General features: G+C 69.6%; 18 protein-coding genes. 8 read left to right on the top strand and 10 right to left on the bottom strand.

Going from position 1 to position 21,630, the window contains the following annotated elements; all coding sequences use genetic code 11:
- Positions 1 to 216 precede the first annotated feature (216 nt).
- Entirely contained in the window at positions 217 to 1,371 is a 1,155-nt protein-coding gene (locus tag OHA73_RS08305) for a PP2C family protein-serine/threonine phosphatase (RefSeq protein ID WP_327654696.1), read from the bottom strand.
- Between the two features lie 288 nt (positions 1,372 to 1,659).
- Here OHA73_RS08305 and OHA73_RS08300 point away from each other — a divergent pair, with 288 nt between their 5' ends.
- The 3 genes from OHA73_RS08300 to OHA73_RS08290 all read left to right on the top strand — a co-directional run bounded on the left by OHA73_RS08300 (position 1,660) and on the right by OHA73_RS08290 (position 6,491).
- A complete protein-coding gene (locus OHA73_RS08300) occupies positions 1,660 to 3,261 on the top strand; it encodes an MFS transporter (protein ID WP_327654695.1) in 1,602 nt (533 codons plus the stop codon).
- 84 nt (positions 3,262 to 3,345) lie between these two features.
- Entirely contained in the window at positions 3,346 to 4,959 is a 1,614-nt protein-coding gene (locus OHA73_RS08295; RefSeq protein WP_327654694.1) for an amidohydrolase, read from the top strand.
- Entirely contained in the window at positions 4,956 to 6,491 is a 1,536-nt protein-coding gene (locus OHA73_RS08290) for an MFS transporter (RefSeq protein ID WP_327654693.1), read from the top strand. Before OHA73_RS08295 ends, OHA73_RS08290 begins: the two co-directional genes overlap by 4 nt.
- Positions 6,492 to 6,669: 178 nt before the next feature.
- Here the strand turns inward: OHA73_RS08290 and nadC are convergent, their stop codons facing one another.
- Entirely contained in the window at positions 6,670 to 7,545 is an 876-nt protein-coding gene (gene nadC, locus OHA73_RS08285; protein WP_327654692.1) for a carboxylating nicotinate-nucleotide diphosphorylase, read from the bottom strand.
- Between the two features lie 39 nt (positions 7,546 to 7,584).
- On the bottom strand, positions 7,585 to 7,944 hold the full coding sequence (locus OHA73_RS08280; RefSeq protein WP_266722423.1) for a winged helix-turn-helix transcriptional regulator: 360 nt from the start codon (positions 7,942 to 7,944) through the stop codon (positions 7,585 to 7,587).
- 121 nt (positions 7,945 to 8,065) lie between these two features.
- Between OHA73_RS08280 and OHA73_RS08275 the strand changes: the two genes are divergently transcribed.
- Entirely contained in the window at positions 8,066 to 8,656 is a 591-nt protein-coding gene (locus OHA73_RS08275) for a carboxymuconolactone decarboxylase family protein (RefSeq protein WP_327654691.1), read from the top strand.
- A 135-nt stretch (positions 8,657 to 8,791) separates the two neighbouring features.
- On the opposite strand, the gene OHA73_RS08270 is transcribed toward OHA73_RS08275, so the two are convergent.
- Positions 8,792 to 9,451 carry a class I SAM-dependent methyltransferase gene (locus tag OHA73_RS08270; protein ID WP_327654690.1) on the bottom strand — a complete coding sequence of 220 codons (660 nt, stop codon included), beginning with the start codon at positions 9,449 to 9,451 and terminating at the stop codon, positions 8,792 to 8,794.
- A gap of 65 nt (positions 9,452 to 9,516) precedes the next feature.
- On the opposite strand from OHA73_RS08270, the gene OHA73_RS08265 reads away from it, so the two are divergent.
- Complete coding sequence (locus OHA73_RS08265; RefSeq protein WP_327654689.1) at positions 9,517 to 10,203, top strand: TetR/AcrR family transcriptional regulator; 687 nt, start codon at positions 9,517 to 9,519, stop codon at positions 10,201 to 10,203.
- Positions 10,204 to 10,269: 66 nt separating this feature from the next.
- Here OHA73_RS08265 and OHA73_RS08260 read toward each other — a convergent pair whose 3' ends face one another.
- Positions 10,270 to 11,256 carry a LuxR family transcriptional regulator gene (locus OHA73_RS08260; RefSeq protein WP_266715885.1) on the bottom strand — a complete coding sequence of 329 codons (987 nt, stop codon included), beginning with the start codon at positions 11,254 to 11,256 and terminating at the stop codon, positions 10,270 to 10,272.
- 209 nt (positions 11,257 to 11,465) lie between these two features.
- Between OHA73_RS08260 and OHA73_RS08255 the strand changes: the two genes are divergently transcribed.
- On the top strand, positions 11,466 to 12,875 hold the full coding sequence (locus tag OHA73_RS08255) for an aminopeptidase P family protein (protein WP_327654688.1): 1,410 nt from the start codon (positions 11,466 to 11,468) through the stop codon (positions 12,873 to 12,875).
- A gap of 75 nt (positions 12,876 to 12,950) precedes the next feature.
- On the opposite strand, the gene OHA73_RS08250 is transcribed toward OHA73_RS08255, so the two are convergent.
- The 5 genes from OHA73_RS08250 to OHA73_RS08230 all read right to left on the bottom strand — a co-directional run bounded on the left by OHA73_RS08250 (position 12,951) and on the right by OHA73_RS08230 (position 19,481).
- On the bottom strand, positions 12,951 to 13,640 hold the full coding sequence (locus OHA73_RS08250; protein WP_443063048.1) for a glycoside hydrolase family 11 protein: 690 nt from the start codon (positions 13,638 to 13,640) through the stop codon (positions 12,951 to 12,953).
- Between the two features lie 276 nt (positions 13,641 to 13,916).
- Entirely contained in the window at positions 13,917 to 16,301 is a 2,385-nt protein-coding gene (locus tag OHA73_RS08245) for a beta-glucosidase (protein WP_443063204.1), read from the bottom strand.
- Between the two features lie 44 nt (positions 16,302 to 16,345).
- Positions 16,346 to 17,197: a carbohydrate ABC transporter permease gene (locus tag OHA73_RS08240; protein WP_266715889.1), complete on the bottom strand. Its 852-nt coding sequence runs from the start codon at positions 17,195 to 17,197 to the stop codon at positions 16,346 to 16,348.
- Positions 17,194 to 18,177, bottom strand: coding sequence for a carbohydrate ABC transporter permease (locus OHA73_RS08235; protein WP_327654687.1), 984 nt, complete (start codon positions 18,175 to 18,177; stop codon positions 17,194 to 17,196). Before OHA73_RS08235 ends, OHA73_RS08240 begins: the two co-directional genes overlap by 4 nt.
- The gene (locus OHA73_RS08230; RefSeq protein ID WP_327654686.1) at positions 18,174 to 19,481 is read right to left on the bottom strand and encodes an ABC transporter substrate-binding protein; all 1,308 of its coding nucleotides are present in this window, start codon (positions 19,479 to 19,481) and stop codon (positions 18,174 to 18,176) included. The genes OHA73_RS08235 and OHA73_RS08230 overlap by 4 nt, the downstream gene beginning before the upstream one ends.
- Before the next feature lie 139 nt (positions 19,482 to 19,620).
- On the opposite strand from OHA73_RS08230, the gene OHA73_RS08225 reads away from it, so the two are divergent.
- Together OHA73_RS08225 and OHA73_RS08220 are read left to right on the top strand one after the other, a co-directional pair.
- Positions 19,621 to 20,649, top strand: coding sequence for a LacI family DNA-binding transcriptional regulator (locus OHA73_RS08225; RefSeq protein WP_266715895.1), 1,029 nt, complete (start codon positions 19,621 to 19,623; stop codon positions 20,647 to 20,649).
- Positions 20,650 to 20,846: 197 nt separating this feature from the next.
- Positions 20,847 to 21,329, top strand: coding sequence for an NUDIX domain-containing protein (locus OHA73_RS08220; protein WP_266715897.1), 483 nt, complete (start codon positions 20,847 to 20,849; stop codon positions 21,327 to 21,329).
- The last annotated feature ends 301 nt before the right edge of the window (positions 21,330 to 21,630 follow it).

Below are 21,630 nucleotides of genomic sequence, written 5' to 3'. Positions count from 1 at the left end.
GAGGAGACTGCTACTCACCGGCTACGCTGACGGTTGTCTTAACGGAGATTCGCGGACACCAACAAGGACAATCCGCGGCGGCAGGTTCGCCTGTCGTTTCTCGGGTGACGAGGACGTCGACCGTAGGCCTGAAGTTCGGCCGTACCAAGTGCACCTGAGATCGAACGGTGCCACTGCATAGGCGTTCTCGCACAGCAGCGCGTCGGCGCCCTTCTGCTATCGGGCCCTCCGATCATCGGGATTGGGCCGGGTGACGGCCAACATCGCTGCGTCGTCCTCCTGGTGGCCGCGGGTGTGCCGGACGACGTCCGAGCGGACCTCCCGGAGCAGCTCGGCGGGGCCGGTGAAGGTACGGCCGCGGAGGGCGGTGGCCGGATCGTAGAAGACTCCCCGGCGGTCGCGGGCCTCGGTCACCCCGTCGGTGACGAGCAGCAGGGTGGAGCCGGGCGGGAACGGGTGCTCGACCACCTCGTCCGCCTCGGGGGCGAGGTCGCCCAGGCCGAGCGGGAGGGACCACGTCGTCGGTTCCAGTACGTCCACCCCGCCGTTGGGGGTGAGCAGCAGCGCGGACGGGTGGCCGCGGCTGACCAGCCGCAGGGTACCGGTGTCGGTGGCGACCTCGGCGAAGACGGCGGTGACGAACGTTTCTTCGGACATCAGCCCGTGGTGGGCGGTGACGCCGCGGCGCACGGTGCCGTCCAACCGGTCGGCGACGGCGGCCAGGTCGGGCTCGTGCGTGGCGATCTCCCGGAAGGAGCCGACCACCAGGGATACGGTCTGCACCATCTGGAGGCCTTTGCCCCGTACATCGCCGACCACGAACCGGACTCCGTACGGGGTCTCCTGCGCGGCGTAGAGGTCGCCGCCGATGCGTGCCTCTGTGTCCGCCGCCCGGTAGCTCGCGGCCAGTCGCAGCCCGCCCACCTCCTCGGGCGGCGTAGGCAGCGCGGCCTGCGTGGTGACCGCCGCGATCGCCCTGGCCGAGGCAAGGCGCCGGGACTGACCGGCGGCGAGGCGGTTGATGGCGACGGCCGCCACGCAGACCGTGAACTGGCCGACCAGTTCCGCCACCGAAGCTGCGGAACCCACGTCCCCCGTGTCGTACTCGAGCCAGAACTGCACCACCATGCTGAGCGCGGCCGTCGCCAACGTGGCCCGCAGTGACTGCAGCGCAGCGGCCATCAGTACGGCGATCTCGAGAAAGTCCTGCGAGGAGATCTCGTCCGGGGCGCACTGGATGAAGAGCGCGCCTGCCAGGATCAGCAGCACCGGCAGCAGGTCCACGCCACGCCTGGCGTACCGGGCGAGGCGTCCCGGCTTGCCGGTTCGAGCGTCCGCGATGGCGTCGAGGTCGATGGCAGGCTCCGGCAACTTTTCACCTTATGCGTGTTTCGCGATGAAACGGATCGTATGAGACGCCGTTCGGGACTGCCAGCCGGGCGCCGGCTGCCCATCTCAGGCTGCCCGGCGACGAACACCACCGGCCGCTCATGCGCACCCCGCGACAGTCGGCACGATCCGCCGCAGTCTCCCGGACCCCGCAGTGACGAACTCCTCGGTATATGGGGTAAGTGGCATGCATCGAGCGAAAAGCGACTTACTGTCACATACTGGTGCCCGTCTCTGGATCAAGATCTCCGCTCGTGAGAGAGGGCTGCGATGGCAACGCCGAGCGCGACACGCAAGGGGACGACGGCGGCGCTCATCGCGCTGACCGCCGCGTCCTGCCTGCAGGTCGTGGACCCCACCGCCAACAACATCGCCATCGTCGGGGCGGGCAGCGATCTGGACATGTCCAGTTCGGGCCGCGCGTTCGCCGCCAGTGTCGGAACGCTGGCGCTGGCCGCGTTCATTCTGACGACGGGTTCGCTCGGCGACCGTCTGGGCCGCCGGAAGATCATGCGGCTCGGCCTGCTCACCGCGATCGTCGGCGGGGTGATCACGGCGATCGCGCCGACCACCGGCATCTTCATTCTGGGGCGCGCCGTGACCGGCCTCGGCATCGCCGCCTCGTTCGGCCTGAGCTTCGCGCTGCTGCGCGAGGTGGCGCCCGACGCGATCCCGAAGGCCGTGGCGTTCTGGCTCGCCGGGCAGACCGCCGCCGCGCTGGTGCTCGGTGTTGTCGCCGGGTGGATGGCCGGGTTCGGCTGGCGGCTCGGCTATCTGACGATGCCGATCATCGCGCTCGTTGCCTTCGTCATGTGTCTGCGCGGGCTGCCGGAAGCCAAGTCCGACGACGTCGGGCGCTTCGATTACGTGGGTCTCGGCTCGATCGCGATCTCACTGATCGGCCTCATCTACGGCCTGTCGAACTCGTCGACCTACGGCTGGGGCGCGGCGCAGGTGCTGGTTCCGCTGATCATCGGCGTCGTGTGCATGGTGGTGTTCATCTGGTGGGAGGCGCGGGTCAGCCATCCCGCGTTCCCGGTCAAGCTGTTCAAGGACCCCGAGTTGGCCGGCTCGGTCGCCACCGGGTTCTCGTTCAACATGTGGCAGGCCGTGGTGATGATTCAGCTGTCCATGCTGTGGCAGTACGTCTACCGCTACGAACCGGTCCAGGTCAGCCTCGGCCAACTCCCCATGAACCTCGCCATGGTGGTCGGGGCCATGGTCGCGGGGCGGCTGCTGTCCAAGGGCGTGCCCGCCTCCGTGAACCTGATCGTCGGTCACGTCCTGCTGATCGGGACGATGCTGGTGTTCGGCTTCTCCACGACCACGTCGCCGTACATCTTCTTCGCGATCCCGATGATCATCGGTGGCTTCGCGCGCATGCTCAACGAGACCACCATGGGCCAGTTCTTCGTGGCGAAACCGCCGCCCGCGCTCACTGGCGCGATGGCCTCGTCCAAGACCGCGATCGGGCAGACCAGCTTCGCGCTCGGTACCGCGCTGTCCTCGACGTTCCTGTTCGGCCAGTACGGCCGCGGCATCGCCGACGCCCTGGAGAAGGCCAACGTGGAACCGTCCCAGCAGGGCTACTACACCGGAATGATCAACCAGTACGTGTCCGGCGGTGACATGTCCGACTACGACCCGGCCCTCGTGCACAAGGCCGTCGACCAGGCCTCGAAGGTCTTCGTGGACTCCCTCAGCGGCACGATGTTCATCATCGCGGGCTTCCTCGCCTTCTTCGCCGTGATCAGCACGCTGTTCTTCGCCAAGGCGAACCGCGACCGCAAGGCCGGCCGCCTCGTCGACGGCCCGCTCCCCCTGGACGGCCGCCCCGCCGCCCTCGCCGACCAGACCACCGACCGGGCCTGACCCCCACCACACATCCGCCTGCCAGGAGCCACACCGCGCGGCGCCGCACAGCCCGGACGCCGCGCTCGAACACCGGGAGCACCGATGGGGACGCCAGACCTGATCCTCGCCCACGCCACCGTCCTGACCGTCGACGCGTCCGACACGGTCGCCGAGGCCGTCGCCGTCACCGACGGAAAGATCACGGCGATCGGCAGTACCGTCGACGTCACCGCGCTCGCGGGGCCCGGCACGGAGGTGATCGACCTGGAGGGTCGCACCGTCGTGCCGGGCTTCGTCGACGCGCACAGCCATGTGTCGATGGGCGCCCCGTACATCAAGCACGCCGCTCTGCACACGCCGCCCGTCGGCGACACCCGCACGGTGGCCGACATCCTCCGCAAGCTCCACGAGGCCAAGGAACGCAACCAACCGGGCCCCGACGACTACATCGTCGGCTGGGCCCACTACCCGGACGCGATGGACGACGGCGGGGAGCTGACCGCCGAGATCCTCGACCGCGAGTTCCCCGACCACAAGGTCGCCGTCGTCCACATCTCCGCGCACGGCGGCACCGTCAACTCCCGCGCCCTCGCCGAACTCGGCTTCACCGCCGACACCCCGGACCCCGAGGGCGGCACGATCGTGCGCCGCCCGGGCACGAACGAACCCAACGGCATCCTGTGGGAGCAGGCCTGGATCCCGCTGGTGTTCAGCCTGATGGACTACGGTCGCGAAGAGTTCGACGCCATGCTCGCCGAGTACGCGCGCTGGGGCGTGACCACCGCCCAGGACGGCGCGGCCACCCAGGCCCAGATCGCCAAGGTGCGCGGTTACGCAGAACAGGCGCCGCTCCACATCGACGTACGGTCCCTGATCATCTACTCGGACCTCGCCAAGGCCCTGGAGTCTGGGCTCGTCGACACCACCGTCGACGGGCACACCGTGCAGGGCGTCAAGCTCATCATCGACGGTTCCCCGCAGGGCCGCACCGCGTTCGTCACCGAGGAGTACAAGACCGGTGGACCGGGCGGCGAGCAGTGCTGGCACGGCCTGGCCAACATGGACCAGGCGGAGACCGACGCCGTCGTCACCAAGGCGTACGAGAACGGTGTGCAGGTCTTCGCGCACTGCAACGGCGACGCCGCCATCGACCGGCTGCTCGCCGCACACCGCGCGGCGAAAACCGCGGGGGCCACCCCGCCGGGACGCACCGTCCCCATCCACTCGCAGGTCATGCGCCGCGAACAGCTCGACGAGTACGTCGCCGAGGGCTTCGAGCCGTCGATGTTCACCATCCACACCCTCCTCTTCGGTGACACGCACATCCGCAACTTCGGCGAGGAGCGTGCCTTCGGCATCTCCCCGATGCGCTCGGCGATCGACCGGGGACTGAAACCCACGAACCACTCGGACTACCCGGTCACCCCGATCAACCCCCTTGTGTTGCTGTGGAGTTCGGTCGCGCGGACCTCCACCGGCGGTGTCGTGCTCGGCGAGAACGAGCGCGTCACACCACTGGAGGGCCTGCGCGCGCTGACCATCAACGCTGCGTACGAACACCGCACCGAGGACGACCGCGGCTCCATCGAGACCGGCAAACTCGCCGACCTCGTCGTCCTCGACGCCAACCCACTTGAAGTCGAGGTGGACGCGATCCGCGACATCGAGGTCCTGCGCACCATCAAGCGCGGCGTCACGGTGTACGAGGGGCGGTGAGCACCTCGGCCGGCGACACGACGGTCGCCGACGGCGTCGCACGGCGCCCCGGCGCGGCGATCCTCGCCCTCACCGTGGCGGGCGTGGCGCAGGCGGCGGACGTGTCGCTGCACAACACGGCCCTCGCGTCGGCGGCCGCCGAGTTCGGGATGTCCGCGACTCAACGGTCCGTCGCCGCATCCGCCGCCACCCTGGCGCTCGCCGCGTCCATCCTCGCGATCGGCACCGTCGGCGACCGCTACGGCCGCCGTCTGACCCTGCTGTGGTGCGCCGCCGCGCTGATCGTCGGCGGCCTCGTCACCGCCGCGGCGCCCGACCTCGCCGTGTACCTGATCGGGCGCGTGATCACCGGCATCGGCCTGGCAGGCACCCTTGCGCTGTCCATGGCGCTGATCCGCACGGTCGCTCCCGACCGCGTCCCCAAGGCCATGTCTCTGTACTTCACCGGCCAGGTGGGCATCGCGCTGCCGCTGACGGTGATCGGCGGCGGCCTCATCGGGGCGAACTGGCGGCTCGGCTACCTGGTGGTGCCCGTCGTCGCCGCGCTCGCCCTGATCCTCAACAAGGTCTACGTGCCCCGCTCCAAGGCCGTGCACCGCCGCAAGGCCGACCCGGTGGGCCTGGTGCTCGTCGCCCTCGGCCTGACGGGCCTCATCTGGGGCGTCAGCAACGCCTCCCACGGCTGGCTGACCGCACGGGTCCTCGTCCCGGTGGTGCTCGGCGTGGTGGCCCTCGTCGCGTTCGTATGGTGGGAGATCCGCTACGACGAACCCGCCCTGCCCGTCCACCTGTTCAAGAACCGCGGTCTCGCGGGTGCCCTCGTCGCCGACGTGTCCTTCAACATGTGGCAGGCCGTCATGGCACTCCAACTGGCACTGCTGTGGCAGTACGTCTACGCGTACAGCCCGCTCGGCGTGACACTCGGCCAGCTCCCCGCGACCCTCGCCATGGTGATCGGCGCGTTCGCGGCGGGCCGGCTCGCCGCGCGCGGGCGGCGGCCCGAGAGCCTGGTGCTGCTCGGCCTCGCCGGGGTGGCGCTCGCGATGTTCCTGCTCGCGGTGGCCGGCGCCTCGACACCGTACTGGGTGTTCGCCCTCGCTCTCGTCGTCGGCGGCTTCTCGCGGATGCTCACGGAGACCGCGGCGGGCGGCTTCTACGTCGAGGTACCACCGCCCGACCTCGTGGGCGTCACGGTGGCCAGCAAACCCGCGGTCGGCCAGGCATCCTTCGCCCTCGGCTCAGCGATCAGCTCGACCCTGCTCTACGGGGGCCTGGGCCGCGGCCTGCCGGACAAGCTGGCCGACCTCGGCCTGACACCGTCGGAGCAGACCACGGTCGCCGGCTGGTTCCAGGACGGCAACGTGCCCAAGTGGGCCCAGGGCACCGACCTCATGAAACAGGTCATCGCCGCTTCCACCGACACCTACATCACCGCCTACCGGACCACGATGCTCGTCTTCGCCGTCGTCTTCACCTTCCTGTTCGGACTCGCCTGGCACTTTCTGCGACGGCGCCCACCGGAGCGCCCTTGACTGCACAACGGCAATACCGCACTGAAGCTCCCCCATGGCCGTGGACAGCGGGTACTTACGCTGCGGTGGTGCAGTCGTGTTGCCATCGGACTCGGGTTTCGAGTGGGGTGGCGGACACCAACAGGGACAATCCTCGCCGGCAGGTTCGACTGGCGTTTCTCGGGTGACGAGGCAGCCGTTAAGCGCCCGTCGCCCTCGTCAGCAGCATGCTGAGGTCGAGCGCCGGTGCGCTGTGGGTGAGTGTTCCTACGGAGATCTTGTCCACTCCGGATTCGGCGATCGGCCTGAGGCGTTCGAGGGTGATCCCTCCGGATGCCTCCAGGACGACTCGTCGGCCTGGGGCGATGGCGTCCCGGGCCCGAACGACCTCTCCGATTTCGGTGACGGACATGTCGTCGAGCATGATCCAGGAAGCGCCCGCGTGGAGGGCTTCGACTGCTTGAGACACGTTCTCGACCTCGACGTCGATGAGTGTCTCGCGGCCCTCATCGGCCATGCCCGCGCGGACGGCGTCGATCGCCGGGGTGATCCCGCCGGCGGCCGCGATGTGGTTCTCCTTCAGCAGCACCATGGCCGAGAGGTCGAGCCGATGGCTGCTCACACCGCCTGACGCGGCAGCGTACTTGTCGATGGCACGCAGGCCGGGGGCTGTCTTGCGGGTGTCGAGCACTTGCACGCCCAGGTCGGCGACCATGTCGACGTATGCCTTGGCGAGGGTGGCGATGCCGCACATGCGTTGGAGAAAGTTGAGGACGGTGCGTTCGCCCGTCAGGAGGCTGCGGGTTCTGCCGCTGAGTCGGACCACTGCCTGGCCCTGGTGGGCGAAGCTCCCCTCCGGTACGAGTTCCTTCACGAAGACGTCGGTGTCGATCTGACGGAACACCTCGGAGACCGTTTGCAGGCCGCAGACGGTGCCGGGCTGCTTGGCGATGATCTCGGCCTCGTCGTGAAGTTTCGCGGGGACGGCCCAGCGGGTGGTGATGTCGTCGTTCGCGTGATCCTCTGCCAGTGCCCGGGTGACGGCTTGGCGTACCGCTGAGGCGGGGTAGTCCATAGGGTCCTCACTTGTCACGTAAGGCCGGCGCGGTGGACGTCACCGCTCCTGGTCCGTGGAACGTCCTGTTTCGAGTTCGGCGGCCCAGCGTTCCGCCCACGAGTGCAGGCCGAGCAGCTCCTCGTACGCCTCTCGCCCCAGTTTTGTGAGGCGGTAGCTCTCCTGGCCGCCGCGCTCCACCAGTTGGGCGTCCTGCAGCTCAACCAGGCGCTGGCGCAACACACTTGAGGACATGCCGTCGCACTGCTGCTGCAGTGCCCGGAAGCCCAGCGGGTCGTCGCGCAGTTCCCACAGCACCCGCAGGGTCCAGCGGCGGCCGAACAGGTCGAGTGCCGCCATCAAGGGGCGGCCTGTGGTCGAGCCGCGCACCGGGTGTCCCGGCTTCGGGGGCGAAGGCATCGTCCGAGCCTCCTCTCTGTGCAGTCTGTGCAGTCTGTGGAGTCCGAGAAGCCTGGCGCTTCGGTTTTAGAAACACTACGCTCCCGGCATTGCTTTGAAAAGAGAAGCGCTGGGAGGTTCCATGCCCGAACGCATCACGCCCCTGGAAGCGCCCTACGAACCGGAGACCGCGGCGCTGCTACGCCGGATGATGGCGACCGACGAGGAGCCCATCGCCCTGTTCCGTCTGTACGCGCACCACCAACAGCTTGCCGAGGCACTGCACGGCTGGGGTTCCTATCAGCTCAGTCGCCGCCTCGGCCTGGGGCTGCGCGACCGGGAAATCGTCATCGACCGCACCTGCGCCCGCTGCGGCTGCGAGTACGAATGGGGTGTGCACGTCGCACGCTTCGCGGCACGCGCCGGACTCACCGATGACCAGGTCGCGTCCTTGACCCATGGCGCGAGCGCGGATCCGTGCTGGACGGCGGAGCGCGACCGCCTGCTGCTCGACGCCACGGACGCACTCCACGACCACCACGACATCGACGACCTGCTCTGGGCGCGCCTCGACGCGGAGTTCGCCCCCGAGCAGCTCCTGGATCTGTTCATGCTGTGCGGTTGGTACCACGCCGTCAGCTACACCGCCCGGGCCACCAGACTCACTTCCGAGCCCGGGGCGCCGCGGTTCCACGACGTCCGCCCTGCGGGGTGCGGCCGGGATCCCGTGTGAACCTGCAACGACGCACGGCCCCACGCACCGTCATGCTGCTCGGCGGCATCGGCGTGTACCTCCTGCTGACCCTGGTCACCCGCTATGTACTCACGCTTCGGCCATCGCCTCGTTCGGCACGGGGTGATGTGTCGGTCAGCGAGGACCATGCGGCGACGCCGCCTCGCTGACCAACACCTGGGGCAGCAGGTGCAAGGTGAACCAGAACGTCGGGAACGGGTTCGTGCCGGGGGTCGCGTCGGTCAGGCGCCACCCGGTGAACCTGGAACGGAGTTCGTCCGCGGTGACCCCGGAGAACCGGTCGTCGAGCACCCCGGGGCCGTAGCCGAACATCAGCAACCGTGCTCCCGGTGCGGCCCGCGCCGTGAGACCGGCCGCATAGGCGTCGCGGCGATGTGTCGGAATGCCGCAGTAGCAGCTCAGGTCGAAGAACAGGTCGTACGGGCCGGGCACGCCCGCCTCGTCAAGGCGCGTGGCGTCCCCGCACAGCACCGTGACGTCCACTTCCGCCGCGTCGGCCTTCTCCCGGGCCCGCAGGACCGCACGGTCGACCAGGTCCACGGCCGCCACCCGCCAGCCGTGCCGGGCCAGGTACACGGAGTTGGTCCCGGTGCCGCAGCCGAGTTCGAGGGCGCGGCCGGGTGGCAGCGCGCCGGGTCCCTCCACCACGTCCACCAGTTCGGGCGGTGTGACGCCGCTGTCCCACGGCGGCTTGCCGTCCCGGTAGTAGTCCTCCAGCGCGCGGCGCACCGCCGCCTCTTGGTCGAGCTCCGCAGCCGTTCGTGTCTCGTGCATCGCTGCCCCCATCCAAGAAATTAGAGTTGAACTCTAGTGTCTGACTCTAGAGATAGACTCCGGGCATGGCGGCGGTCAAGGGATCCGACACAGGTACCGGCAAACACATCGATAAGCGCATCGACAAGCGGCCCGACAAGAGGGCCGAGCGTTCGCGGCGCACCCGTGAGAAGGTCGTCGCGGCCGCGCGGGACCTCTTCGTCGCGCAGGGGTATGGGGCGACGAGTCTCCAGGAGGTCGCGGACCGCGCGGGCGTGGCCGTGCAGACGGTGTACTTCGTGTTCCGCAACAAGCGCGCACTGTTCAAGGACGTCGTCGACACGTCCATCGCCGGTGACGTCGAACCGGTCGCGACGATGGCGCGGGACTGGTTCCGCGACGCGTGCGCCGAGCCCACCGCGGCCGGCCAACTCCGCGCCCATGTGCGGGGGGTGCGCGAGATCCTCGGCCGGGTCGCCCCGATCATGCCGCTCATCGCGGCCGCCGCGGCCACGGATCCGGAGATCGCCGCGCAGTGGCCCGCGAGCCCGGACCCGCGCTACACCGTCCAGTACGCCGCGGCCGAAGCGTTGGTCACCAAGTCCGACGCCCGCGCCGACGTCGATGTCACCCGCGCCGCCGATCTGCTGTACGGGCTGCTCAGCCCCGAGCTGTACCTGGTCCTCGTCCGCGACCGCGGCTGGTCTCCCGACGCCTGGGAGGGATGGGCCTGCGCGGCCCTGACCGCCGACCTCTGCGCCGACCACGAGTAGGGCAGTCCTCCTGCCGTGACCTGCACGTGCGGGGACCCCGCGGCGACCCGTACGTGCGGGGATCCCTCACAGCCACCCGTTGCGCTGCGCGTGCAGCGCGAGTTGAAAGCGGTTCGCGGCGCCGAGGCGGGCCATCAGGACCTGTAGGCGGCGGAAAAGGGTGCGTCGGCTCATGCCCAGTTCGCGGGCGATGGTCTCGTCGCTCGCGCCGCCCGCGAGGAGCCACAGCAGACGGCGGTCGGCGGGCGGCAGGCCGCCCGGGGCCGTGGTGCGGCCGTGGAACGGCAGGGCCTGGCGCCAGCACTGCTCGAACAGGGCCACCAGCGCGGACAGCAGCCCGCACGGCTGCACGACCAGCGTCGTGTGGTTCACGTCGGCCTCCTCGATGGCCAGCGACACCAGGGCGTACGCGTCGTCGATGATCACGAGCTTGACCGGTACCGAGGGGAGCACCCTGGCCTGCTCGCCGGCGTTGATGCACGGCTCGATGGACTCCCGCAGGCGGCCCGGATGCTCCAGCGACTCGCGCGAGTAGACGACCCGCTGGGTCACGCCGCGGGCGAGTGTCGCCAGCGCGTCGTCCGTGGACTCGGGCATGGGCGTGTACGGCGGGGACTCCAGCTGGCGGATCTGCTCGCGCGCGCTCGCCCAGGCCTGCCGCGTCCGGGGTCCGACGGCGTCGCCGGTGACGACCTCGACGAGCGTGTCCCGGTGGGTGGCGAGCCGTCGGCGGCGGAACGACTCGAAGGCACCGCCGACGGCGACCCGCGACTCCTCCAGCTCCGCCGTCCGGTGCCGGGCGAGCACCTCCAGCGCGGCGGCCGGCGGCACCGGCGCCACCGGGTCCCCGTCCGGCCCGGTGGCCACGGCGAGACCCGCGTCGACGAGCGCGCCGTACGCCGCGGCCGGGTCGTCGGTCCGGTCCAGGCCCGCCGCCGCGGCGATCTCGTCCAGCGGAGCGGGAGCCAGGTCGAGCAGCGCCGGATAGAGCCGGGCCGCCGCGTCGTCGAGGCCGAGCAGCCGGAGGGACGCACCGAGTTTCGCGTTGGTCATGAAGCGCATTATCGGCTGCGTCCCGGGCTCGCGCGTGGCCGATCCGTGCCAGTGGCGCTGCTGGGCACCAGAGGGCCGCCGAGTCGACTACGGTGCGCGAGGATCGCGGCCGACCGGCGGCGGGACACCGTGGCCGACCAGCCGCGGACCACCGCAGCCGACCAGCCGCGGCACACACCCAGCACCCACAGGATTGGAAGGCGTACGTCATGGCGGAAGGCCGCAGGAACGGGCTCTACTCCGGGATCTCCGAGGAACTGTCCGCCCTGATGCGCACGCGCTGGGCGGACACCGAGCGGCGCGACCTGACCCCCGACGAGCAGGCCCCGTACGCGGCCGCCCGGCGCGCCGCACTCTCCGCGCGCTTCCCCGGCGAGCGGCTCGTGATCCCCTCGGGGAACCTCAAGGTGCGCTCCAACGACGACACCTACCCGTTCCGCCCGTACTCGGCGTACGTCCACCTGACCGGGGACCAGGCCCGCGACGGCGCGCTCGTGCTCGAACCCCGCGCGGACGGCGGCCACGACGCGTACTGCTACCAGCTTCCGCGCGACAGCCGCGACGACGACGGCTTCTGGACCGGTGCCACCGCGGAGCTCTGGATGGGCCGCCGCCGTTCCCTCGCGGAGGCGCAGCGCGTGCTCGGCCTCGAGTGCCGGGACGTGCGCACGGCCGCGGCCGACCTGGCCACCGGCAGCGCACCCACCCGCATCGTCCGCGGTGTGGACCCGGCCCTGGAGGCCGCCGTCACCACGGACGCCGACCGCGACGCCGAACTGGTGACTGCGCTCGACGACCTGCGCGTGGTCAAGGACGAGTGGGAGATCGGCGAGATCCGCGGCGCGGTCGACTCGACCGTGCGCGGATTCACCGATGTGGTGGGGGAGTTGTCGAAGGCGGTCGCCTCGTCCGAGCGGTGGATCGAGGGAACCTTCTTCCGCCGCGCGCGACTTGAGGGCAACGCGGTCGGCTACGGCAGCATCTGCGCGGCCGGCGAGCACGCCACGATCATGCACTGGACCGACAACGACGGCCCGGTGCGCCCCGGCGACCTGCTCCTGCTCGACGCGGGTGTCGAGTCGCGCACCCTGTACACCGCCGACGTCACCCGCACCCTGCCGATCAACGGCACCTTCACGTCCGTCCAACGCAGGGTCTACGACGCGGTGTACGAGGCCCAGGAGGCGGGCTTCGCGGCGGTGAAGCCGGGCGCCGCGTACCGGGACTTCCACGAGGCGGCGCAGCGGCACCTGGCGGTCCGGCTCGTCGAGTGGGGCTTCATCGAGGGCCCGGCCGAGCGCGCCTACGAGCTCGGGCTCCAGCGGCGCTTCACCATGGCGGGCACCGGCCACATGTTGGGCCTCGACGTCCACGACTGCGCGCAGGCACACACCGAGGAGTACGTCGACGGTGTCCTCGAGCCGGGCATGGTGCTCACTGTCGAGCCCGGCCTGTACTTCCAGGCCGACGACCTGAGCGTGCCCGAGGAGTGGCGCGGCATCGGCGTCCGGATCGAGGACGACCTGCTGGTCACCGCCGACGGCCACGAGAACCTGTCGGCCGGCCTGCCGCGCTCGGCGGACGAGGTCGAGGCGTGGATGGCCCGGCACGCGGGCTGAGCGGGGCGCGGAACCGTCACGTGCCATGGGCGAAGTGAGTACTTCGCCCATGGCACGTGACGGTTGGGGGCGGCGTCAGCCGGACACGGTGATGTTGGAGCTGCCGCTGCTCTGGTAGCCCTCGGTCGCCAGCATCATGTAGTAGCTGAAGTTACCCAGAGGCATGCCGGCGCGGGACCACGCGTCGAAGTGGTTCCCGGTGGTGATGGCACCGCCGGTGCGCTTCGACTGCCGCACGCTCCAGTACTGGTTGAAGGTCTTGGTGCCTTCGACGGACGGCGCGTTGTACCGCGTCGTCTGGTAGATGTCGTAGGTGCCGCCGTCGCTGGTCACCGTTCCCTTGTAGGTGCCGGTGGGCCGATAGGTGCCCCAGTTGTCGACGATGTAGTACTCGACGAGCGGGTTCGACGTCCAGCCGTAGAGGGTCAGATAGCCGTTGCCGGACGGGTTGAAGCTGCCCGAGTACTGGACGGTCCTGCGGCTGCCGTTGCTCCAGCCCTTGCCGCAGACGAAGTTGCCGCAATTCGTCCAGGACGTACGGTAGTTGCCGCCGGAACCGAGGGTCATGGAGACGGAGCCGCCGCCGTCGGTCCAGAACGAGTAGTAGAACCCGTTGTTGGTGCCGGTCTGGTTCGTCGTGATGGTCGTGTCCGCATGTGCGGAAGTGGGGAGCAGCAGGCCGGACGCGGCGCCGAGCGCCAATGCGCCGACGCCGCCGATGACGCCTCTGCGGCTGATCCGGGTGGGGGTGTCGTCCTCGTGCACGCGTCCTCCTTGTGAAGGCGATGGCCGAGCACAGCAGCGCCCGGGGCCATCGGTTGCCGGGATCGGTGCGGCACATCGTGGCCCTGGGGCTGAAGCGAGTCAATGGTTTCGGAAGCTTCGGCGAAAGACTTTTGGTGCCTCGGGTGGGTGGAGCGGCCCCGTTGACCTTGGAAAACGACTGTCGAGCTGGGCTTCTTCAATCAACAGGCGGCAGATAGAGGCGAGTTGGGGCTTCTAAGGAGGGTTGATGACTGAAAAATTTTCGGTCCGGCGTACCTATTGTTCGGTGGCCGTGCCTCGCCCACCATCTCCCGCATGGAGCGTGCTGAACGCGAAGTGGGCGTGCAGGCTGCGCCGGTGGTCGACATGTCGGACGGGGCCGGTGAGCGTGACCCGCGCCGTGAGCCGGGGCTCGGTGCTCGACGCGCTCAGCCGCAGCTCCAGGTCGCCGGGCTCGACGACGCGGCGTCCCTCGCGCCCGGTGAACGACGCGAGGTCGGCGGGCACGCGCACCCGGACCCGTACGGCTTCGTCCGGCGCCAGTCGCGGCAGGCGTACGTAGCCGATGAGTCGCTGCACCGGCTGCACCACGGACGCGACCGGGTCGTGCAGATACAGCTGGACGACCTCGGTCCCGGGCAGTGCGCCGGTGTTGCGCACGGTGCAGGCGAGCGTGAACTCGCCGTCGGTGGCGGCGAGTTCGCTGCCGACCTCCAGATCACTCCAGTCGAACGTGGTGTACGTCAGGCCGTGGCCGAAGCCGAACGCCGGGGCCGGATCCAGGTTCGAGACCTCGGTGGCCTGGCCCAGGCGCGGAGCGAGGTACGTGGACGGCTGGGCGCCCGGACCGCCGGGGACGCTGACCGGCAGCCGGCCGGAGGGGCGTACCCGGCCGCTGAGCACGCCGGCCAGGGCGGTCGTGCCTTCCTCGCCGGGGAAGAAGGTCTGCACGATCGCCGGGCTCTCCCGGACCGCGCGGCCCAAGGCGTACGGCCGGCCGGCGAGCAGTGTCAGGACGACCGGTGTGCCGGTGTCCAGGAGCGCGTCGAGGAGCTGTTCCTGTGCGCCGGGCAGGGCGAGGGACGCGGCGTCGCAGCCCTCGCCGCTCGTGCCGCGCCCGAAGAGTCCCGCCCGGTCGCCGAGCGCGGCGACGACCAGGTCGGCCCCGCGGGCCAGGGCGACGGCGGCCGCGAAACTTTCGGAGCCGGTGTCGGTGGCGTCGGCCTCGGCGAGACCGGGCGCCGTGACGACCTCGCTGCCGGGGAACTCCGCCGCCAACGCCTCGCGCAGCGTGGGCAGTTCGATGCCGAGCGGGGCACTTGGCGTACGGCTGCCGACGTGCACCGGGAACGAGTAGCAGCCGAGGACGGCCGTCGGTGTCTCCGCGTTGGGGCCGATCACGGCGATGCGGGCCGGGGCGTCCGGTGCGAGCGGCAGTGTGCCGTCGTTCGACAGCAGGACGACCGACTCCTCGGCCACCTGGCGGGCCAGTTCACGGTTGGACTCGCGGTCCAGGTCGACGGTCGCCCGAGCGCGGTCGGCGGTGACTCCCGCGAGGGCGGGAGGAGTCGGGTCCCAGTCCTCGTCGAGCAGGCCCAACTCGGCTTTCTGGGCGAGGACTCGGCGGGCCGCGCGGTCCACGAGGGACTCCGGTACGGACCCGTCGGCGATGGCCTTGCGCAGGGGGTCGCCGAACGTCTTCACCGTGGGCAGCTCGACATCGACACCCGCCGCGAGCGCGGCGCCCGCGGCCTCGCCGAACGAACCGGCCACCGCATGCAGGGTCTTGAGGAACGCGATGCCGAAGTAGTCGGCGACGACGGTCCCTTCGAAGCCCCACGTGTCACGGAGCAGCCCGGTCAACAGGCGCTCGTCGGCGGCCGACGGGATGCCGTCGATGTCGGTGTAGGCGTGCATGACGGACCGTACGCCGCTCTCGCGCACGGCCATCTCGAACGGCGGGAGCACCACGTCGGCGAACTCCCGTCCGCCCATGGACACCGGCGCGAGATTGCGGCCCGCGCGGGAGGCCGCGTACCCGGCGAAGTGCTTGAGCGTGGCGACGATCCCGGCCGACTCCAGGCCCTGGACGTACGCGGTGGCGACCGTGCCGACGAGGTACGGGTCCTCGCCGATGGTCTCCTCGACGCGGCCCCAGCGGGCGTCACGTACGACGTCCAGGACCGGGGCGAGGCCCTGGTGCACGCCGACCGAGCGCAGGTCACGGCCGATCGCCGCGGCCATCCGCCGGACCAGGTCCGGGTCGAACGAGGCGCCCCACGCGAGCGGAACGGGGTACGCGGTGGCGCCCCACGCGGCGAACCCGGCCAGACACTCCTCGTGGGCAAGCGCCGGAATGCCGAACCGGTTCGCGGCCGCGATGCGGCGCTGCGTGCGGGCGAGGGACAGCGCGCCGAGCGCGGGATCGACGGGCGCCGTGCCGAACGGCCGCGTCAACTGCCCAAGCCCGTAAGGGAGAAGCTCGTCGAGGTGGACCGTCTCCTCCATGTCGTGCTGGTGCGGGGCGACGTCACCGCCCTCGGCGGAGGCGCCCACCCACACACCGAAGAGCTGGGAGATCTTCTCCTCGAGGGTCATCTCGGCGAGCAGCGCGTCCGCACGGGCCTGAGCGGTACGACTCGCGTCGCGCCACGCGGGCACATGTGTCGCGTCGGTCTCTTCGGCCGGTACGGCCAGGTGCTCGGTCACTTTCCTCCGACTCCCATCAGCCCCTGGACCAGGGCACGACGGGCGAACAGGTAGACGATCAGGATGGGCAGCATGGACAGCACCACCGCGGCGAGAAGGCCCGGGATGTCGACGCCGTGTTCCGTCTGGAAGTCGTAGAGACCCATGGTGATGACCTTGGTGCTCGCGGACTGGGTGAGGACCAGCGGGAAGAGGAAGCCGTTCCACGCCTGAAGCGCGGAGAACACGATGATCGTCGACAGTCCGCTGCGGGACAGCGGCAGCACCAGGCGGAAGAAGATCCGCCGCGGTGAGGCGCCGTCCACCGTCATCGCCTCGTACAGCTCCGGGGTGATGTCACGCATCGACCCGGTCAGGATGAGGGTGCACACCGGCATGGCGAAGGCCGCCGTCGGCAGGATGATGCCGATGAGGTTGTCGTAGAGGCCCGCCTCGCTGATCACGTAGAACATCGGGACGATGACGGCCTGCGCGGGGATCGCGAGGCCGAGCAGGAACAGCCGGAACACACCACTCGTGAGCCGGCCGCGGCCGCGCACGATCGCGTACGCGAGAGGCGGCACCAGGAGCAGGATGATGCCGACGACGCACACGGTGACGACGACGGTGTTGACGAAGTACTGGCCGAAGCCGTTGTTGAAGTCGTCGATGTAGTTGTCGAGCGTGAAGTGCTCGGGGAAGGCCAGCGGGCCGTTCGCCGCGTAGTCGGAGCTCGACTGGAACGTGGCGACCAGCATCACGTACAGCGGCAGACCGACCAGGAACAACCAGATCAACGACCCGAATCCGGCGAGGTAGTTGGGCCGCTCGCGACGGCGGCGCACCGTCCGGGTCTCGACGTGTGTCACAGGCCCTCCATCGTGCTGCGCATCTTGTCGTAGCCCGACAGGCGCACCATCACCAGCGAGATGACCGTGGCGACCAGGACCAGGAGCAGGCCGATCGCGGACGCCGTTCCGTAGTCGAAGCTCTTGAAGGCCTTTTGGTACATGTAGTACGCGCTGATCGTGGTGTCCGTGCCGGGGCCGCCCTGGGTGAGGATCAGGACGGTGTCGAACGTGGTCAGGCCGCCGACCACCATCAGGATCATCGAGGTGATGATGCTGTTGCGCAGCTGCGGCAGGGTGATGTGGAAGAACTGCCGGACCGTGCCCGCTCCGTCGATCTGCGCGGCCTGGTACAGGACCTGGGGCACGGCGCGGGCGGCGCCCTGGTAGAGCAGCGTGTGCAGCGGTGTGAACTGCCAGGTGCTGACGAACACCAGGACGCCGACCGCGCTCGCCTGGTGGCCGAACAGGTTGCCGTCGCCGAACAGCCACTTGGCCTGCGCCGGGACGCCGAAGTTCGGGTCGAGGACCGCACGCCACAGTACCGAGACGGCGGCGACCGACAGCAGCAGCGGTACGAAGTAGATGGCGGACAGGACGGCGCGGTTGCGCTGGTGGCCGGCCGCCCAGACGCCGAGGAGGATGCTCAGCGGCGTCTGCACGGCGACACCGAGTACGGTCAGCAGGACGCTGAGCCACAGGCTCTTGAGCAGGACCGGGTCGTCGAAGAGCTTCTTCCAGTTGTCGAGCCCGGTGAACTCAGGGGCACTCAGGCCGTTCCACGTCGCGAACGACAGAACGGCGACCAGGACGAGGGGGACGAGGGCGAACAGGCCGAAGAAGATCGCGGCGGGGACCGCCCAGCCGACGCCGGGACGGTCCACTCCGATGCCACCGCCGCGGTTCCCGCGACCATCGGGGCCACCGCGACCGCCGCGGCGTGCGGCGGACGCCGGAGGCGGGGCGGCCCTTTCGCGCTTCAGGAGGGTCTCGGTGCTCATGAGATCGGCAGGGCCTGCATCGCCTTGATGAAGCCGCCTTCATCCAGCTGCCCGTTCAGGAACTGCTGGACCGCCTGGTGCATCGCGGTCGCCGCGGACTGCGGATAGGCCTGGTCCCACGACAGCTGGAACGAGGGCGCCTTCTTCACCAGGTCGAACTGGAACTTCGCGTACTCAGGGCTCGCGGCCTTGTCGAAGTAGTCCGGCGTGTTGGTCGTGGTGGGCAGATTGCCGATGCCGAGCTGCTCCTTCACGAACTCGTCGGAGTACTGGAGCTTCAGGAAGTCCGCGACGGCCTCGGGGTGCTCGGTCTTCTTCAGGACCGAGTAGAAGTTGTTGGTGTTGCCGACGAGGTTGTCCGCGTTGCCCTTGCCGCCCTTGACCGCAGGGAAGGTGGTGTAGCCGAGGTCCTTCTTCGCGAACTCGGGGTGGGCGTCCTGCTGGGTCGAGTACTCCCACGAACCCATCAGCTCGAACCCGGCTTTTCCGGTGGCGAGCAGCGTGGGGGAGCCCTTGTCGGTGAACTTCACGGAGTCGAAGTTCGTGCCGAACGCCCCGGCCTTCGCCAGTTGCCGGATCATGCCGAGCGCCTTCTTGCTCTCGGCGCTCTCCCAGACGGTCGTGTTCCCGTCGAGGGCCTTCGGGAACAGGCCTGGTCCCGCGACCCGGTCGTAGAGGTACTCGAACCACATCAGCGTCGGCCACTGGTCGCCGCCGCCGAGCGCGATGGGCGTGATGCCCTTCGCCTTCAACGCCTTGACGGCGTCCAGGAGTTCGGCCCAGGTCTTGGGCGCCTTCACGCCCGCCTCGTCGAGTGCCTTCTTGTTGTGGAAGAGCAGCACCGGCTGCGTGCCGCGCATGGGCACGCCGTACGACTTGCCTTCCAGCATCGCGCTGTTGAACACCGACGGCAGGAACTTCGACCTCAGGGTGGGGTCGTCGGCGATGAAGTCGTCCAGGGGCATGAGCAGGTTCGCGTCCACGAACGGCTTGATGCTGCCGCCGCCCCAGTTGAAGAACACGTCGGGCGCCTGCTTGCTGTTGATGATCGTCTGGAGCTTCGCCTGGTAGTCCGCGCCGGGGATGGTGTCCAGGACCGCCTTCACCTTCGACTTCTTGTTGAAGGTGGCGATCAGTTGCTTCTCGACCTTGTTCGCGGAGTCTCCGTAGACCAGGACATGGATCTTCCCGTCGTCGTCGCCCGCCGCGGAGGACCCGCCGCCGCAGCCGGACAGGGAGAGCAGCAGGGCCAGGGCCGCACCGCCCGCTGCGACCGATTTGGGCAACCGTGCGCGTAGAGTCATCGCCTCGCCTCTCGAAACTGTTTCGTCGCAATTACCGAAAGTTCACGAGTCGGGACGCTAGATCTCGACCCGTGGGCGGTCAACCCCGCTTCGGCGGGTTATCAAAGCGTTATGACGCACAGGGGTCTGACCGTGCCTTATGCTCCAAGGCATGCGTGATGACGAGGACTTGGGTCGCATCACCCTCGCCGAGGTGGCCCAAAAGGCAGGCGTCTCCATTTCGACAGTTTCGAAAGTGCTCAACGGGAGGCAGGATGTTGCCGCCCCGACGCGGGTCAAGGTGGAGCGGGTCCTGGAGGCGCACTCCTACCGGCGCACGACGCGGGCCGCCCGCGAGGCGCCGCTCGTCGAGCTGGTCTTCCACGAGCTGGACAGCATCTGGGCGATGGAGCTGATCCGCGGCGTGGAGAACGTCGCCAAGGCGCACCAGACCAGCGTCGTGCTGACCGAGAGTGGGACGCGGCACGCGCCCGCCCCGGACTGGATCGAGGGCGTGATGCAGCGCAGGCCGCGCGGCGTCGTGCTCGTCTTCTCGGCGCTGCCCGCCGAGGTGAAGGAGCGGCTGCGGTCGCGCTCCATCCCGTTCGTCATCGTCGACCCGGCGGGCGATCCCGACCCGGACGTGCCCTCCGTCGGCTCGGCGAACTGGAACGGGGGGCGGGTCGCCACGCGGCACCTGGTGGACCTCGGGCATCGCCGCATCGGGATCATCACGGGGCCCGACGACGTGCTCTGCTCGCACGCCCGCCTCGACGGCTACCGCTCCGCGCTCAGCATGGCGGGCATCGAAGGCGATCGCGCCCTCGTCCGCTACGGCGACTTCCATGTCGAGGGCGGTTTCGAGCACGCCCTCGAACTCCTCGACCTGCCCGAGCCGCCCACGGCGATCTTCGCGGGCAGCGACCTGCAGGCGCTCGGCGTCCTGGAGGCGGCCCGGGTCCGCGGCCTGCGGGTGCCGCAGGACCTCTCGGTGGTCGGTTACGACGACGTCCCGGTGGCGCGCTGGTCGAGCCCGGCCCTGACGACGGTGCACCAGCCGCTCCGGGAGATGGCCGAGGAGGCGGTGCAGATGATCATGCGGTTGCGCGTCCAGGAGCCGGTGACCACACGCCTCGAACTGGCGACGAGCCTCGTCGTCCGCAAGAGCACGGCGCCGCCGGCTTCTTGAGTCGCTGGTCGAAAGATTTTCGGTACTGACCTTGGTGTGTCTCGCCGGCGCGCCGGCCATCCTGCCCGTACGTAAGGTGCGGTGAACGTCGGCGACGACCGGTGCGCGGCGGCGGCCCGGGGTCGGGCGCGCCGTCTCCACCGCTGAGACGGACATGGTCAGGTCCGGTGTCAGTGGGTTCTGCGACCGTGTGCGTCGTGGATGAACTCGTGGAACGTGTGGATGCGCGGGACCGTGTGCTGGGGGTGGTCGGTCGGCGGGACGCTGTTCGGGAGGGCTGGCTGCACCGGGTCGGCGTGGTGGTGTGCCGCGATGGGCGAGGTCGCTTTCTCGTCCATCGGCGTGCCGCGCAGCTGTCCCGTTTCCCGGGGCACTACGAACTCGGTGTCGGGGGCGCTGCGGGAGTCGGTGAGTCCTATGAGCAGGCGGCTGCCCGCGAGCTCGGTGAGGAGTTGGGGGTGCGGGCGGCGGTGTGTCTTCGGTTCACGTCCCTCAACCGGAGTGGGCTCAGCCCTTACTGGCTCGGGGTGTGCGATGCCGTGCTTCCGGAGGTCGGCGTCCCCGATCCGGGAGAAGTGGCCTGGCACGGGTGGCTGACCGAGTCCGAGCTGCGGCGGAATCTGCAGCAGTGGACCTTCACTCCTGACAGTCGGGAGATCTTCGGTCGGTATCTCGCCTGATGTGTGGCGTGTGACGTGTGACGCCTGACGTGTGACGTGCTGACCCGGCGCTTTCGCGGAAGCGGTGCTCGTGAGCTGGGTCAGAGGGGCGAACGCGCTGGTCGTTCCGAGCTCCTTGGGCCGGCCCTAGCTGGAGCCGCATCGCCGACAACACGGCTCCAACCCCTGCTCTCCACACGTGACTTGCCGACGGGGCAACTCCCGCAGCCCTCGCCCCGCCCTCACGCCAGGAGGGCAACTCGCGCGAGGACCAAGGGGGAGCCGTGGTCCAGCGCTGTCCAGGTCGCCGCCACAGCTGCGA

The sequence above is a fragment of the Streptomyces sp. NBC_00483 genome, from assembly GCF_036013745.1.
In the GTDB taxonomy this organism is placed as follows: domain Bacteria; phylum Actinomycetota; class Actinomycetes; order Streptomycetales; family Streptomycetaceae; genus Streptomyces.
This window is presented reverse-complemented; position numbering and strand designations above follow the sequence as displayed.

What these genes read in the sequence shown, in the direction of transcription:
- OHA73_RS08300 (WP_327654695.1), top strand. Translation starts at nt 1,660, where the DNA reads ATGGCAACGCCGAGCGCGACACGCAAGGGGACGACGGCGGCGCTCATC.
- OHA73_RS08295 (WP_327654694.1), top strand. Translation starts at nt 3,346, where the DNA reads ATGGGGACGCCAGACCTGATCCTCGCCCACGCCACCGTCCTGACCGTC.
- nadC (WP_327654692.1), bottom strand. Translation starts at nt 7,545, where the DNA reads ATGGACTACCCCGCCTCAGCGGTACGCCAAGCCGTCACCCGGGCACTG.
- OHA73_RS08280 (WP_266722423.1), bottom strand. Translation starts at nt 7,944, where the DNA reads ATGCCTTCGCCCCCGAAGCCGGGACACCCGGTGCGCGGCTCGACCACA.
- OHA73_RS08275 (WP_327654691.1), top strand. Translation starts at nt 8,066, where the DNA reads ATGCCCGAACGCATCACGCCCCTGGAAGCGCCCTACGAACCGGAGACC.
- OHA73_RS08270 (WP_327654690.1), bottom strand. Translation starts at nt 9,451, where the DNA reads ATGCACGAGACACGAACGGCTGCGGAGCTCGACCAAGAGGCGGCGGTG.
- OHA73_RS08265 (WP_327654689.1), top strand. Translation starts at nt 9,517, where the DNA reads ATGGCGGCGGTCAAGGGATCCGACACAGGTACCGGCAAACACATCGAT.
- OHA73_RS08260 (WP_266715885.1), bottom strand. Translation starts at nt 11,256, where the DNA reads ATGACCAACGCGAAACTCGGTGCGTCCCTCCGGCTGCTCGGCCTCGAC.
- OHA73_RS08255 (WP_327654688.1), top strand. Translation starts at nt 11,466, where the DNA reads ATGGCGGAAGGCCGCAGGAACGGGCTCTACTCCGGGATCTCCGAGGAA.
- OHA73_RS08235 (WP_327654687.1), bottom strand. Translation starts at nt 18,177, where the DNA reads ATGAGCACCGAGACCCTCCTGAAGCGCGAAAGGGCCGCCCCGCCTCCG.
- OHA73_RS08230 (WP_327654686.1), bottom strand. Translation starts at nt 19,481, where the DNA reads ATGACTCTACGCGCACGGTTGCCCAAATCGGTCGCAGCGGGCGGTGCG.
- OHA73_RS08225 (WP_266715895.1), top strand. Translation starts at nt 19,621, where the DNA reads ATGCTCCAAGGCATGCGTGATGACGAGGACTTGGGTCGCATCACCCTC.